General features: G+C 56.8%; 13 protein-coding genes and 1 pseudogene. 4 read left to right on the forward strand and 10 right to left on the reverse strand.

Translation table 11 applies throughout. From position 1 onward, the window contains the following. Positions 1-11 precede the first annotated feature (11 nt). From J2S45_RS07385 to J2S45_RS07425, 10 genes and pseudogenes are all read right to left on the reverse strand, one after another. On the reverse strand, positions 12-746 hold the full coding sequence (locus J2S45_RS07385) for a polysaccharide deacetylase family protein (protein ID WP_278787568.1): 735 nt from the start codon (positions 744-746) through the stop codon (positions 12-14). 12 nt (positions 747-758) lie between these two features. Further along, positions 759-1,409 carry a dTMP kinase gene (locus tag J2S45_RS11150; protein WP_367207789.1) on the reverse strand — a complete coding sequence of 217 codons (651 nt, stop codon included), beginning with the start codon at positions 1,407-1,409 and terminating at the stop codon, positions 759-761. After that, positions 1,406-2,212 (reverse strand): hypothetical protein, encoded by an 807-nt coding sequence (locus J2S45_RS07390; RefSeq protein WP_307635005.1) that lies wholly within the window; start codon positions 2,210-2,212, stop codon positions 1,406-1,408. Before J2S45_RS07390 ends, J2S45_RS11150 begins: the two co-directional genes overlap by 4 nt. Beyond that, positions 2,209-3,477: an MFS transporter gene (locus J2S45_RS07395; RefSeq protein WP_278787569.1), complete on the reverse strand. Its 1,269-nt coding sequence runs from the start codon at positions 3,475-3,477 to the stop codon at positions 2,209-2,211. Before J2S45_RS07395 ends, J2S45_RS07390 begins: the two co-directional genes overlap by 4 nt. Positions 3,478-4,190: 713 nt before the next feature. Beyond that, on the reverse strand, positions 4,191-5,834 hold the full coding sequence (locus J2S45_RS07400; protein WP_307635006.1) for an AAA family ATPase: 1,644 nt from the start codon (positions 5,832-5,834) through the stop codon (positions 4,191-4,193). A 39-nt stretch (positions 5,835-5,873) separates the two neighbouring features. Beyond that, a pseudogene (locus J2S45_RS07405) lies at positions 5,874-7,225 on the reverse strand (IS256 family transposase). 21 nt (positions 7,226-7,246) lie between these two features. Then, complete coding sequence (locus J2S45_RS07410; RefSeq protein WP_278787571.1) at positions 7,247-7,933, reverse strand: AAA family ATPase; 687 nt, start codon at positions 7,931-7,933, stop codon at positions 7,247-7,249. Then, positions 7,930-8,130: a helix-turn-helix domain-containing protein gene (locus J2S45_RS07415; RefSeq protein ID WP_278787572.1), complete on the reverse strand. Its 201-nt coding sequence runs from the start codon at positions 8,128-8,130 to the stop codon at positions 7,930-7,932. Before J2S45_RS07415 ends, J2S45_RS07410 begins: the two co-directional genes overlap by 4 nt. Continuing rightward, on the reverse strand, positions 8,127-8,780 hold the full coding sequence (locus tag J2S45_RS07420; RefSeq protein ID WP_278787573.1) for a hypothetical protein: 654 nt from the start codon (positions 8,778-8,780) through the stop codon (positions 8,127-8,129). The genes J2S45_RS07415 and J2S45_RS07420 overlap by 4 nt, the downstream gene beginning before the upstream one ends. Then, on the reverse strand, positions 8,777-9,739 hold the full coding sequence (locus J2S45_RS07425) for a hypothetical protein (RefSeq protein WP_278787574.1): 963 nt from the start codon (positions 9,737-9,739) through the stop codon (positions 8,777-8,779). Before J2S45_RS07425 ends, J2S45_RS07420 begins: the two co-directional genes overlap by 4 nt. Before the next feature lie 382 nt (positions 9,740-10,121). On the opposite strand from J2S45_RS07425, the gene J2S45_RS07430 reads away from it, so the two are divergent. The 4 genes from J2S45_RS07430 to J2S45_RS07445 all read left to right on the forward strand — a co-directional run bounded on the left by J2S45_RS07430 (position 10,122) and on the right by J2S45_RS07445 (position 13,109). Next, positions 10,122-10,715, forward strand: coding sequence for a hypothetical protein (locus J2S45_RS07430; RefSeq protein ID WP_278787575.1), 594 nt, complete (start codon positions 10,122-10,124; stop codon positions 10,713-10,715). Positions 10,716-10,979: 264 nt separating this feature from the next. Then, a complete protein-coding gene (locus J2S45_RS07435) occupies positions 10,980-11,411 on the forward strand; it encodes a hypothetical protein (protein WP_278787576.1) in 432 nt (143 codons plus the stop codon). After that, a complete protein-coding gene (locus J2S45_RS07440; RefSeq protein WP_278787577.1) occupies positions 11,404-12,540 on the forward strand; it encodes a DUF2800 domain-containing protein in 1,137 nt (378 codons plus the stop codon). The genes J2S45_RS07435 and J2S45_RS07440 overlap by 8 nt, the downstream gene beginning before the upstream one ends. Before the next feature lie 17 nt (positions 12,541-12,557). Continuing rightward, the gene (locus J2S45_RS07445; RefSeq protein ID WP_278787578.1) at positions 12,558-13,109 is read left to right on the forward strand and encodes a DUF2815 family protein; all 552 of its coding nucleotides are present in this window, start codon (positions 12,558-12,560) and stop codon (positions 13,107-13,109) included. Positions 13,110-13,155: the final 46 nt, after the last annotated feature.

Below are 13,155 nucleotides of genomic sequence, written 5' to 3' on the forward strand. Positions count from 1 at the left end.
CACCGTCAGACCTAGCGGTAAGAGACCAAGGCATGGCTGCTGTACCAGAAATGAGGATGCGTCAAAGCGTAGATCGGTCCATCCACATCAAACAAATGCTCGTGCAAACACCGAGCATCCTGAACGGGCTCACCTTGCCTAAACAATCGCCATTCCCAGATGTGGCCGTCACTTACGTAGCGAGAGTTCGAAAAGAGCTTCAACGCATAATCATCGTACGCTTCATACAGGGCACCCAGCGTTCTCACGTCAACCTTATCAAAGTAGTCAAGGTTGTTGTCCGGCGTGATGTCGCCATGCGATGCGATGCCGACTGGCCGTCCTGCAATTGCAGTCAATACGTCCAATCCGAAGAGAATTGACTTAGTCGAGTCAAGCCCCGAGCTTAGGCGCACGTCAACGGGTTCGGCGTGTAGCCCGATCTCATGTCCCATCCGAACTAACTCATGCAAGATCGACAGATTCTCATGGCTTAGTCCGTTGTACTCATTTGCGTGCAGCCGGATAAAGTACGTAGAGGTGATACCGAGCGAATGTTCCACCCGAGCCATAGCAAGCGCCTTGAGCGGGTTCAGATCAATGTCATGACGAAGGACCATCGTCTGCCCATCCAGAGGCTCGCTTCTAGATAACACCTCCTCACATCGCAAAATCGTCCACTTTCGTTCAATCGCGAACTCAAGAATTTCTTTCCAATGCTGCAAGGACCTTGCGCACTGTGCCGCTCGCCTTTCCCGTTCGGTCATAATACGTTCCTCCTAGACGTCGGGATCGAGAATTCGTAAGCTTTCTTGTTTAACGCGTTCCCAGACTTGACTTTGACTGCAGGATGCATCAATACAAACCGCGTCTTGGACCAAAAGGCCGTACGTCTCAGCTATTCGACTCTGATATTCAACATAGTTCTCCTCCACTGTTCCTGTGTTTAGGAAGTCACTCCCACTAACATAGCCTTGCATGCTCCGTTCCGTTCTTAGCCTACGCTCGAGAGACACTTGAGGTGCGGCTTGAAAGAGGAAGGTAAGATCCGGTCTTGGGCCGAGCGCAAGTAAGCCTTGGATCACGGTCTGATCCCATTCAACGCCACGGACAAGTCCTCGAGCGACCGCGGTGTATAGGTATCGATCCGCGATCACATGAACGCCGGACCGCCATAAGGGTTCGATCTGCCCGAACCATCGCTCCGCAAAGTCGGCCAATTCCAATAGCGTCAGTACGCTTCCGTGCAAGCGGCCGGCGATGCGTTGTTCTAGCATCCACTCTGATAACAGAGCAGACGAGTTCCAGGAGGTGCAGACATGCTCGATACCCCTGCGCGCCAACTCAGCAGACAAGTTCCTAATCTGCGTTGATTTTCCAAGCGAATATATGCCTTCAAATACAATAATTCGACCCTCCATGTACCTCATCTCACCTCAACATCAGCGAATAGGCCTTCGAAAGAGATCAGTCCCTCATAGTACATATTTAGATACTTGAATGGTGTGCTCGAGAGTTTCGACGATAGGAGCGATCGAGCCTCCGACTCTCCACTGAAATCTATGCGGTATCTCGTTCGAACATCGACGCACCCTACATTCGGGAGATAACTCATGTGGTATCCAAGTAGACCGGCGGCGGTAGATATCGCCTGAGTGAGGTACCAATCTCCACGCGGGAACGGGCGCAAGTATTCAGCTATCTCAGTGAGGCCGTCTGTGTGCATGGTCAAGTTTCCAAGTTCGCCATATACCCCTGCGACCAACTCCGGACTTAGCCCTTGCTGCATCCATCTATTCTCGAGTGCAACACGCTCGGTTTCAACGAGATCCGCCCAGTCGACACCGGTCCGTCCTTGCATATGCTCGTGATTACGAAATCTTAACCGCCGAGCAAACGTAATATCATGCCTTCTTGTTACATGGGCTACCATGCGCAGGTATCCGGTTGTTGGAATGCTTAGCGCATCTCCAATGGTCGCCGTACGGTCAGGATATCTCGACTTAAGGGACGCGATAAACTCCCATAGACTATCGCATTCGACATTTCTCACGTTGTCGTAGCGGCTGCCAATAGGTTCGTATTTTGATGGCCTGACATGAACAACTATCACCTCTCCCGCCGCCTGGCTAGCTTCTCGCACCCAATGCGGCAGCGTAGCGTCAATTGTTGTGGACTCACCTAACGCGGCTGCCGTTATCGGATATATACAGAGTTCGTGATCGGTGGTCATATGCGCTCCAAGGCCTTCGTCAAGATTGTCTTTCGGGCTACCAGAACGACCATGACGAGGTATGCGAAAGCGGCAATGCAAGCAACTACTCTCGGTCCCCAAATTGCAGCAAAAATGCCTGATGCTACAGCGGCCGAGAGCATTCCTGCCGTTTCAATTGCGTCCGATAGACTTGTGACACTCGTTAGGTCTCTGAGATCCAAGGCTTTCTGCCGATGGGTGGTGATGAGAACGTCAACGACAAGCCCGAATGCGCCGGACCCTGCCGTGAACAGACAAGCTCCAACAATATGTGCGGTACTGTCTCCAAGCACCATCAGCATGAGTCCACTCAAGCAAGCGACACCAAACGGTATCGCGGCAGACATGCTCCTTTTCAAGCTCTCATTGCCCTTGGCTCGCCAAGAGCAGAATGATGCCGCGATGAGATATCCCACTCCTCCTGCACTGTAGACAATGCCATATTCTATCGAGGTCGCCCCGAAGTCTGCGATCAGTATGACCGGAAGAATTGTCATGACTAGTCTGCGGCAAAACGTGATCAATGCGGGTGCCAGTAGGCCTGCGATCACTCCTTGAATGGACGCCCATCTTGTCAGGGTTGTTCTTGCTGCAACGTAGTGCCCGCGTAACGATGGTCGGCAGCGTCCCGTGGCTTCCGTAGCCGCGTGTTCAGACTCGTGACGATCGACGTTGCTCCCGCGTAGTATCCGCAGGAACACCAGAGCAGAAGCTAGAGATGCAAGAGCATCAACGAGGAATAGCCGAGGCGCCTCGACCATAACGACTAGAGCGCCAACGAGCGAAGGGCCAAGAATCGACGCAGTAGATTGCACCAGGTTTCGGCGACCATTCAGAATAAGATAGTCGTTATCTGACTTTGCGACTTCTGTGACGGCAACGACAATTCCGACCGAATATGTCGACGAAACCAGCGTTACAAGCAGGTATAATAGGACTACGGTAGCGAGAGGCCACCCTTGGAGTGTCGCGGCCCACACGCAGATTAGGCATGCCATAGTAATTAGGCATCCTCCGACCGCCAGCTGTACTGTCCTGATCCTCCTTGCAATGTAGGCCGTAATGGCCGACGCAATCATTGCAGTGACGGACGCCACGGTACTAATGGCGGCGAGATCTCCAGCACTCGCGCTGTATATTTTTACGAGCACATAAGGCACGAGTATATAAGTGAATTGACGCCCAAACTCGCTTAATGCTTGTTCGGCGAGCAAGAAGACTTGTCCGCTTTCTCTATACGCCATAGCACTATCTCCGCCGTCGCATTTCAAATCACAATCGCCGGACGGAGAGCGTCTCGTCGGCTACGGCAGAAACCTGGCGACGGTGCCAAGTTGTGCATGCCCTAATTGACAGCATACATGATTCATATCACTTGTCAACGGTTCTTGGTGCCCGGTCTCGTCGAGCAAGCAAGGGGCATCCGTGCCCTATCTGGGCTCGAGCGCCTGGTGTCTGCGGACAGACCGGAGCTTGCCTCGATACCCTCGACTGAGAGTTGTTGTATATAGGCGACTCAGCGTTCTGCGTCGTAGGCCAGATGGATGCAGGTCATATCCTCTTCCAGTAGCGGTCTGAGATCTTGAGGACTTCGAGGTTGTCGTCGTCAATCACAACATGTCCTGCGATGTGGCAGTTCAGGGACCTATTCCAGTCTGGTGTAGGACTGGCGGTGGAGGGCTGTCTGGACCGCATGGGTAGCTTGGCTCTTGCTCAGCCAGAACTGCCTGAGTGCTCGCCGTCAGTTGCCGTGTCAGCGCTAATGCGGCCTGGAGGGCGGCGATGTCAATCTTGCCGTCGGTAAGTGCCGCGGGCACGAGGTGTGCGAGCTTGCTTCCGATAGCCTGTTTGCAGGATCGCGTGTGGGGAGGCCGTTGGAGGTCCTTCAGTCTTCGGTCCTCCGCCGCTTGTTAGGACTGTTACGCAACGCTCTGGGATAGTTGCGACTGTCACCGTGTCAGGGGTGCCCCCCCCTTTGACCGGTCATCATCTCGAAGTGCTGGCCTTGCCCCATAGCTTGGAAGATCGTTTCGAAGGCAAGCCTGCACTGGGGTTCGTTGAGTTCGGTACTGGCGTAGACATCGTCAAAGGCTGAAACACCGAGGTTAGTGTCCAGGCGGGCGAGGAGTGCTTGCGCGTGTTGCAACGCTGTCGCATCTTCACTGCCATCAGGCAGTCGGGTGATGAAGCGATCCCGATTGACTTCCAATATCTGACTGGTAAGGCTGTGCGCGCTGTGGCCGGTGATGTGGAGGAAGTAGTGGTCCAGGATCCTCTGACAAATCGCAAGCAATGCGTGTGGACTTGTGACTTCCTGGTATTCCTGCCACATGGCGGCGTACGCGTTCATCACTGGCGAGTAGTTCTCCAGTTCTGTCGGCGCGGTTGCCGACTGCCGCACGCAAGCGTTTACCGTGGACTGGTTGTTTTTCTTGGTCAGGTGGAACAACGAGACATATCGGTAGTCCTTGACGCGCGTGCGGCTGACCGCGTCCATGAAATATGGGTTGTGGCTCAGGATGAACATTTGCTCAATCAGGCTGTCGTCTGGTCCACGATAGGTTGGGTTCGCGAGGTTGGAGCAGTCGCTAATGAGCCCTCGCACCAGCGAGGCCACGATATCGAGGGCATCCGTATCCAGGCTGGATACAGGGTCATCGATAACGACCACAGCCTTGCTCGCCGTACTAGTAGGCTGAGTACTTCCTTGGAGAAGGAAGTAGAAGTAGAGGAAGGCGATGAAGTTTTGTTCGCCTTCGGATAGTTCCTGCGCGATATTGCCACTGTCACGGACGACCTGGTAGTTGCCGTTGTGGCTTGGGTGTGCGATCAGGCGGAATCCTTGGAAACCTGACCGACGCAGGTGTTCGTTGATCCGGTTCATAACCGCTGTGGTGTTCACGGCGGTCTCTTCAAGCCGGTGGATGTCCCTCAGAGCGTTGCTAGCTCGCGTTTTCGCATCTTGCTCGAGCGCGCGGGCTTTGCGTTGCTTCTCGGTTAGTTCATCTTTTTCTTCGGTGTAGCGGCGGATCTGCTGGTCAAGCATATGGGCGACGACCTGACCGGCTTTCACTTCGCATTCTTGTCTGCGGGTTTGTTGATTGGCGACAGTGGCGTTGTGTTCTGAGATCGCGGCGTTGATCGTGCTGACAGTGTTACGGACCTGGTCCACCAGCTCTCCGAGAGGCTGGAGCGTCACAGTGGTGCTGGGGGCGTTGAGCTTGTTGTCGATCTGATTGAGATTGCTGCTGAGTCTGTCTTTGATAGCGGTGACAAGGGTGTCGTAGGTGCTTAGGTCAGCCTGCTCTGGCATGGGGCCCAGATCGCGTGAAAGCGGCATCCGCTCTATCGCTGCGGTTGCTTGCTTGTAGGTGCGGCTAAAGGTGTCCAGGGCTTGGATTTTGCGGTCGTATTCGGTGTCGAAACAGGCTTTGAGGGTCTGTTCGAAGTCCGTGGGCAGGGTCTGCTGGCAGTAGGGGCAAGTAGTTCCGGCGGTCTGGGAGTAGTGGGCGTGGCCGTGGCGCACCCAGTCCGCCGCGTTCAGTTTCGATAGGAAACGCGCATACTCGCTTTCAACGCTGCTGACGATCGGCTCAGACAAAATGAGCTTGTCAAGTTTGTTGTGTATGAAGAGGTTGTTTTATAGGTAGGGGTTCATGCGGTCGGGGTAGGCCGCAGCTAGTTGGGCCAGGGCCTGTTTCCAGTTCGTTGTCACCTGCCCTTCGATTAGTCGACCCGCGCCTTTACGCTCTGCGGCGGCTTTGCCTTGGTCTTTGGCTCGCTGACGGGCTCGGGTGTCTTCGATATCGCAGATGGCTAGCCATAATAGTTTGACCACCGCCTCATCGGTAGGGAATTGGCCGCGATTCTTCGTCACCTTACGCAGCTGATAGTTCAACGACTCTATAGCGTTAGTCGTGTAGATGACCTTGCGTAACGCGGGTGGGAACTGTAAAACGGGGTGAAGCGCTCCCACGCGTTTTCCCAGGTCGCAACCGCTGAGGGGTATTTTTTACCGAGGTTAGAAGCAGCGAAGGCCTCGAACGCGCTGCGAGCTGCCTGCTCGCTAGAGGCAGTGTACATCGTCTTCAACGAGGCCGAGACGGCCTTGCGATCCTGGTAGGCCACGAACCGATTCGCGGCCCGGATCAGATGAACAACACAGGTTTGGACCAGCGAGTTAGGCCAGGTGGCCTCGATAGCCTCAGGCAAGCCCATCAGCCCATCACAGCACACGATCAGCACATCGCGAATACCCCGGTTAGCCAGCTGGGCACACACGGAAGCCCAAAATGACGCTCCTTCATTATCGTCGACCCAGATACCCAGCACGTGCTTGATACCCTCCAAATCGACTCCCACCGCGATATGAGCAGCTTTAGAGCGCACTCGGCCTTGATCACGGACCTTAACCCGGATCGCATCAAGATAGATCACCGGGTAGAACTCTTCCAAGGGACGCTCCTGCCAGGTGGTCACCGACTTTAAGACCGCGTCAGTAATAGTCGAAATCGTCTCATGCGACAGCTGCGTCCCGATCGTTTTAGCTAAATGATGCTGGATATCACGGATCGTCATTCCCCCGGCATACAGGCTGATAATCATCTGATCCAGCCCACCGAGGCGCCGTGACCCCTTCGGCACCAGCCTAGGGGTAAACGAGCCTTCACGATCCCGAGGAATCGTTAACTCAATATCCCCAACCTCGCTCGCCACAGTCTTGGTATACGAGCCGTTACGCGCATTAACAGGCCGATCCGTTTCAGCCTTAGCCTGCCGATCGCGAGGCTCATATCCCACGTGTGAGGTCATCTCAGCTTCCAAGCCGCGCTCCAAGGCTTCCTTAATCAGCGCCGGGATCATACCCCCATCACCAGTCAGCTCGATCTGGCCCGAATCAATGCGAGCAAAAAGATCGTCTAAAGCACCACTAGCCTTCAGCTCAGCAACAACATCAGCGCCAGCCGGGCGGGTCTTCTCATCACGTGTCATAGTCATAATCGAATCCTTTCATCAGATCCTCATACACAAACAATCTGACACGCTCGACAAAATCGTCTCATCGGGGGTGTGCACCTCGATGTCATCTAGCATGCGGCATTGAGTGGCGCTGCTGTCATGGGCGAGGCGGTACTGCGCGAGAAGCGCCTTGAGGTCATGGTCGACTGACGTGGTCTGAGCGAGCACGTAGTCAGCGAACTTTTGTTTGCTGCCGCGTACCCCATTAAACGCAAATGGCATCTGTAAGCGCAGATCCTGTGTGACGCTCCAGCACTGTTCTTCAAACGCTGAGCGCAGTTGGGTGAGTTTCTTCCCAATCTCGATTGCTTCCTGCCCAAGCGCTTCAGCCTCATCATCGGCCTGCTGCTGTTTTGTGCGTAGCTCAGCGACTTGCCGGTTGATTTCATTGTTTTCCTCGCCCAGGGTGAAAACACCGGCAAGCCCATCAAGTCGGCTGATGTTACGGCTAATGAAGTCCCGGTTGAACACTCGCACCGGCATGCCGGCCTGCGCGCTTCCACCGTGCCATGTCACGCCTGAACCCTCACCTAGCACCCTGGCGATAGTGCTCTTACCAGTCCCGTTCTTGCCGAAGATGAAGTTAATGTAGGTAGGCCTGATTTCCTGGCCGGTGAAGGTGGCCTGGTTGAGAGTGATGCGCTCGATGGCGGCGGTCATCTTGTCACTGCGAGCGCTCATTGTTTGGCCTCCAAGTCCAGTCGCCCTTCACGCACCCACCGGTCCACTTCAGAGAGCTTGAACTTGTACATCTTGCCGACCCGGTAGGCAGGCAAAAGCCCATCTTTGATCCAGTTACGGATGGTGTCCTTACTGACCGTCAGATGATCAGCGACTTGTTCTAGATTCACCCAAGGTTCGTTGACGTCGTTCGTCATGATCTGCCTCCCCACAGTGCCTTGGCGAGGCCCTTCATCGGGGCGCTTGCAGCTCCCAGAACACCCAGGAGATCCACGTTCTTCAGGGCCCAGTGCGTCTGGTTGAGCTCGTTGAATCGGCTATTGCCCCACAGGTCCAACTCTTTGAGCAGATCGTTGATCACCTGTTGCGGGACGGTATCGATCGCGAAGCACTCCACACGAATGCCTGAGCGAAGGATTCTCACGTCGGTCAGGAATCCAATACGCGCTATCTGTTCCTCGCTAGCGCTGCCATAGTTATCGTTTTCTGCCGCAACAAGCACCGGAAATGTTCTGAGCTCGTCGATAGCTTCTTTGGTCAGCGCAGCAAACCGTGCAACGAGCTGCTCAACCGTCGAGCCAGTGGACAGTACACGGTCGCTACGCAGCGTGATGCTCCCATGAAGGTTTGAGTATTCGACCTCGCCGACGATGAGGTGGTAACACTCCGCGCTCAAACACGACGGAAATGCGATCTCTTTACCGCTGCCGCTGGCCATCTGAAAGAGGTTGAGGGTGGCGACTTGATTGATCTGCACACTGTTGTCGCCACTTTGCGCCAATGCAGGCTTCTGACCTTGTACAGCCTGAGTGTTGCTCGATGGTGAGGTGACATCACGGGTGGTCATGACTGCCCCCACAGGGTGATATTGAGGGTATCGAGATGGCCGATCTGGGTGCTATTCGCTCCGAACTGTTGAAACACGACCTGCTGCACGGTTGGCTGCTGGGTTGATTCAGGATCCTCATGCGCTGCGGACTGATCTGCGCTGTCGTCGTTATCGTCAAGGATTTCAGCGTCGATCACATCGGTCGAAGCCGTCTCATCAACATCTGTCTCCACGCGCGGTTCTTTGTCTGCCTCGCTGTGCAGGGTTGCCGCACACTCCGCCCACCGTGTCACGGCTGGACGTCGGGCGGTGTCTACGTTGACGGCGGCGCGATTGATTCTCCATTGTTGACGGTCGCTGGATCTTGGATAGTGCCAGCGCTTAAAGGTGTCGCGACCGGCACTGTTTGGCAGGTTTCTAGTGATCGCGAAGTACCACAGTCCGAGGATGAGGGTGTCGAGACAGACTTCGTCGGCTGCTAGTAGTTCTGTCTTTGTGATGGTGTGTCCGTCAGGAACAACAAAGAGTGGGGTTGAAGCCTCGATGCTGTCGTCCCGGTCTAGCGCGGTGAGCAATGCCTGAACAAGCCACTGTGTCTGATGCTCATCGGAGTCGATGAAGAAATCGACTACCTCGCTCATCCGCTCAGCGAGCACGGGATAGTCATCGTCAAGCATGCGCGCAAACTTCTCTTGGTGGGCGTCTTCGCGCATGTCCAGGTAGGCGAATGTTCCCTCACTTTCGAGAACGCATGACTTGTAGTTCGACACGCTCTTACGCATCGCATCCGGATGAGGAAAGTAGGCGTCAGGGTTGACCAACCGGATGAGGTCCTCGACAAGCCCCAGGTCGGTCAGGCCATCAGACTTACCTTCATAGGAGTCTCGCTTCTTCGAACGCGTGCGGAAGGCAGCCTTAAGCAAGGCGAGCAAAGTGCCGCCTGTAAGCCGAACATGCGGCTGTTCAAACTGGCCCATGCCTACTCCCAAAAATTCCGAACGTTCTGAACCTTCTGAACATGGTCTCGAGGTAGACGCTGAACCTTCTGAACATCACGGTTGATGTCAGAGATGAACGGCAGGGTTCGTTCCACGCTCGAGACGAGATCCAACTGGTTCCCATCAATTCCTAGGAAACAGTGTAACTCAGGTCTCATCGCGAGTGTGGGCAACCGGCCGGGATTCTTGGCCAGGCCCTGATCAAGCCCGGTCCCACGTGTTCATGTGGGAGAGCTGTTGAGTTGACCTGGCGGGTGCCCCGATTGCGGAGTGCCCGCCTTGGTCTTTTCTTACCAGTTTTCCTCCCATCGTGAGCCCGTAACAGCTCAACGGCTCTCCCTTCATTTGAAGGGACGAGTCAATGCCAACTCCGGCCAGCTCCACCAATCCGTCCGTTTCCGACCTCACCGTCAACTACACAACCCCCAGCGGAAAGCAGATCAGGCTGTGCGTGCCCGAAGTGCCCAACGATCCTGAAGCGCGCCGCTTCTACCTCGACGAGGACAACCGCCCCGACTGGGCTAAAGACCAACTCGAGAGCATCTATCGCGAATACCGCGAGGCTGACAATCGCCGCCGCACCGACGTCAGCATCGATCACGGTGACGCTGGTGCTGACTTCTTCGCAGCCCCGGGCATCCCCATGGAAGAACAGGTCCTGTCAAACCTTGTCGTGCTCGACCTGCTCAGTGACCTCACACCCCAGCAGGCCGCCTTTATCGAGCTGCATGCCATCGATCGTGACCAGTACACCCAAATCGCCGAGGACATGACCGGCAAGGGGCAGCCCACCACTGCTGACGCGGTGCGCAAGACGTTTAGCCGAGGGGCAGCTCAGTTGAGGAAAAAGATCCTGGCTGACCCGTCCGGTTACGACCTTCCCCACGCCCTACAGGTGCAAGGCGCTACCAAGCGCACCACCGACACCACCTTTACAGGAGGGCACGATGAGTAACGCACTCAAGATCCGTCTCTCGCGCACCCCGGACCCCAGGCAGTCCTGGCAGCCCGGAAAGTGCGGTTGAGCCGCCGCATGATCAAGCGCGTCTTCGGCACCGCTAACGCGCCATCGCATGGCGGTACTTCTTCCCGGAGACGCGGCCGATCGCGTGGAAGTCCAGTTCACTCGCGCCGGTGACGACCTGTCAGCCCTGGCAGACGCTATCAAGGCGCACGGCACTGACACCGCTGTCTCGAGCGCTCGGGGCGGTGAGGTGGCATGAACATGCAGCTGCGCAACCAACTCATCGCGGGCTTTAACCGCATTGCAGAAGGTTCTGCCATGGTCAGCAAAGCCTTGGAGGATGACGGCTGGGAAGGGATTGAGGACCACGCTGAAGCCACTGGCCTGCGTCCACTGGCTGCCGCCTGCTTGGAAGAACCATCATTCCAGGCTGCGCTGGAGGAGATGGCTGAGGCTGAGGCCGCAGCCATGAATGCTGCCGCGCCTAGCCCGACGCCGGAGCCCCCGCCCGCCCCAGCAGTCACCTTGGAGCAGGTCCGGGGCGTGCTGGTGGAGCTGTCTCAGGCAGGCTTGCGGGATCAGGTCCACCAGTTGATCCGGGATCTGGGTGCGGAGGCACTGTCCCAGGTGGACCCCGCCCAGTACACGGAGTTGCTGGAGCGGGCTGAGGAGCTGCGCAATGCCTGACAGCCACGCACTCCTAAGCGCCTCGAGCGCTCACCGGTGGCTCAACTGCCCGCCCTCTGCCAAGGCGGTAGAGGGCACGGCAGACACCCCATCGGATGCCGCACTGCAGGGTACGGCCGCTCATGCACTTGCAGAACACAAGCTGCTGCGAGCCTTGAAGCGCCGCTCCAAGCGACCCATCTCTGAGTGGATCGACGACGAGATGGAGACGCTTACGGATGATTACCGCGATTTCGTTCTCGAGCGCCTGGCAGAGGTTCGTCAGACGTGCGTGGACGCGCAGGTCTTCGTTGAACAGCGCCTGGACTACAGCACCTATGCGCCGGGTGGCTTCGGCACGGCAGACGCGCTCATTCTGGCCGAACCAGTACTTCACCTGGTCGACTTGAAGTACGGCGCGGGCATCGCAGTGTCACCCGTCAACAACCCGCAGTTGATGTTGTACGGGTTGGGCGCTTTGGCGGCGTTCGGTGCCCTGTACGACATCACCGAAGTACGGTTGAGCATTTTCCAGCCCAGGCGGGACAACGTCGAAACCTGGACCATCCCCGCCACTGAGTTGATTGCTTGGGGGCAGGAGGTCGTGGCACCCATCGCGGCTATCGCCGCACAGGGTCGTGGCGAATATCGGGCGGGGTCGTGGTGTCAGTTCTGCCGAATCGCACCCACATGCCGCGCAAGGGCAGCCGCCAACCTGGCACTGGCCAGGCATGAGTTCGCGCCGCCCGCCGAGCTCACCTTGGACGAGGTCGCTGACGTGCTCATGAAGATTCCTGAGCTCAAAGCATGGGCGTCGGATGTGGAGGCATGGGCGCTAGCCCAGGCCCAGGCCGGCACGCAGGTGCCTGGGTTCAAGGTCGTCGCAGGCCGCTCGGTCCGCAAGTACTCGGATGAGGCTGCGGTGGCTGAGGCCGCCAAGAAGGCGGGTTACACCGACATCTGGGACAAGAAGCTCATCGGCATCACTGCCATGGAGAAGCTCATGGGCCGATCCACCTTCAAGGACGTTCTCGGGGATCTGGTGGTCAAACCAGAGGGAAAACCCACTCTCGTTCCTGAGTCCGACAAGCGGCCGCCGCTCGAACGTGTCAGTGCCGCCACTGATTTCACCAACACCACCCACAACTGACCAAGGAGGTCACCATCATGAACACTCTCAACCCCACCCGCGTGGTTACCGGCGAAGTTCGCCTCTCCTACGCGCATCTTTTTGAGCCCCAGTCCATCCAGGGATCCAAGCCCAAGTACTCGGTGTCCCTGATCATCCCCAAGACCGACACCGAGACCATCTCCAAGATCGAGCGCGCGATCGACGCCGCGATCGAGGCAGGTATTGGCAAGTTCGGCGGTAAGCGCCCGAACAAGGCTGCCCTCAAGCTGCCGCTGCGCGACGGGGATCTCGAGCGTGATGATGAGGCTTACAAGGGTTGCTTCTTCGTTAACGCCAACTCGATCCAGCCCCCGGAGATCGTGGACGCGGACCTCCAGCCGATTCTGTCCCCGACAGAGGTGTACTCGGGCTGCTACGGGCGGGTGAGCCTGTCCTTCTACGCGTTCAACACCAACGGCAACCGTGGTATCGCCTGCGGGCTGGGCAACCTGCAAAAGCTCCGCGACGGGCAGCCGCTCGGTGGCGGGCGCACTAGCGCGGCGGACGACTTCGCAGCGTTCAGTGCTGGGGCGGACTTCCTCAACTAGTTCGCATCGATCTGTGGCGGAGTGCTGACAGGCCATGGTCTGTTGG

It is taken from the genome of Trueperella abortisuis (assembly GCF_030811095.1).
Lineage (GTDB): Bacteria > Actinomycetota > Actinomycetes > Actinomycetales > Actinomycetaceae > Trueperella > Trueperella abortisuis.

Bases quoted from the DNA above. Each gene is read 5' to 3' on its own strand.
- J2S45_RS07415 (WP_278787572.1), bottom strand. From the start codon at position 8,130: ATGACGAACGACGTCAACGAACCTTGGGTGAATCTAGAACAAGTCGCT.
- J2S45_RS07440 (WP_278787577.1), top strand. From the start codon at position 11,404: ATGCCTGACAGCCACGCACTCCTAAGCGCCTCGAGCGCTCACCGGTGG.
- J2S45_RS07410 (WP_278787571.1), bottom strand. From the start codon at position 7,933: ATGAGCGCTCGCAGTGACAAGATGACCGCCGCCATCGAGCGCATCACT.
- J2S45_RS07435 (WP_278787576.1), top strand. From the start codon at position 10,980: ATGAACATGCAGCTGCGCAACCAACTCATCGCGGGCTTTAACCGCATT.
- J2S45_RS07420 (WP_278787573.1), bottom strand. From the start codon at position 8,780: ATGACCACCCGTGATGTCACCTCACCATCGAGCAACACTCAGGCTGTA.
- J2S45_RS07430 (WP_278787575.1), top strand. From the start codon at position 10,122: ATGCCAACTCCGGCCAGCTCCACCAATCCGTCCGTTTCCGACCTCACC.
- J2S45_RS07395 (WP_278787569.1), bottom strand. From the start codon at position 3,477: ATGGCGTATAGAGAAAGCGGACAAGTCTTCTTGCTCGCCGAACAAGCA.
- J2S45_RS07390 (WP_307635005.1), bottom strand. From the start codon at position 2,212: ATGACCACCGATCACGAACTCTGTATATATCCGATAACGGCAGCCGCG.
- J2S45_RS07445 (WP_278787578.1), top strand. From the start codon at position 12,558: ATGAACACTCTCAACCCCACCCGCGTGGTTACCGGCGAAGTTCGCCTC.
- J2S45_RS11150 (WP_367207789.1), bottom strand. From the start codon at position 1,409: ATGAGGTACATGGAGGGTCGAATTATTGTATTTGAAGGCATATATTCG.
- J2S45_RS07385 (WP_278787568.1), bottom strand. From the start codon at position 746: ATGACCGAACGGGAAAGGCGAGCGGCACAGTGCGCAAGGTCCTTGCAG.
- J2S45_RS07425 (WP_278787574.1), bottom strand. From the start codon at position 9,739: ATGGGCCAGTTTGAACAGCCGCATGTTCGGCTTACAGGCGGCACTTTG.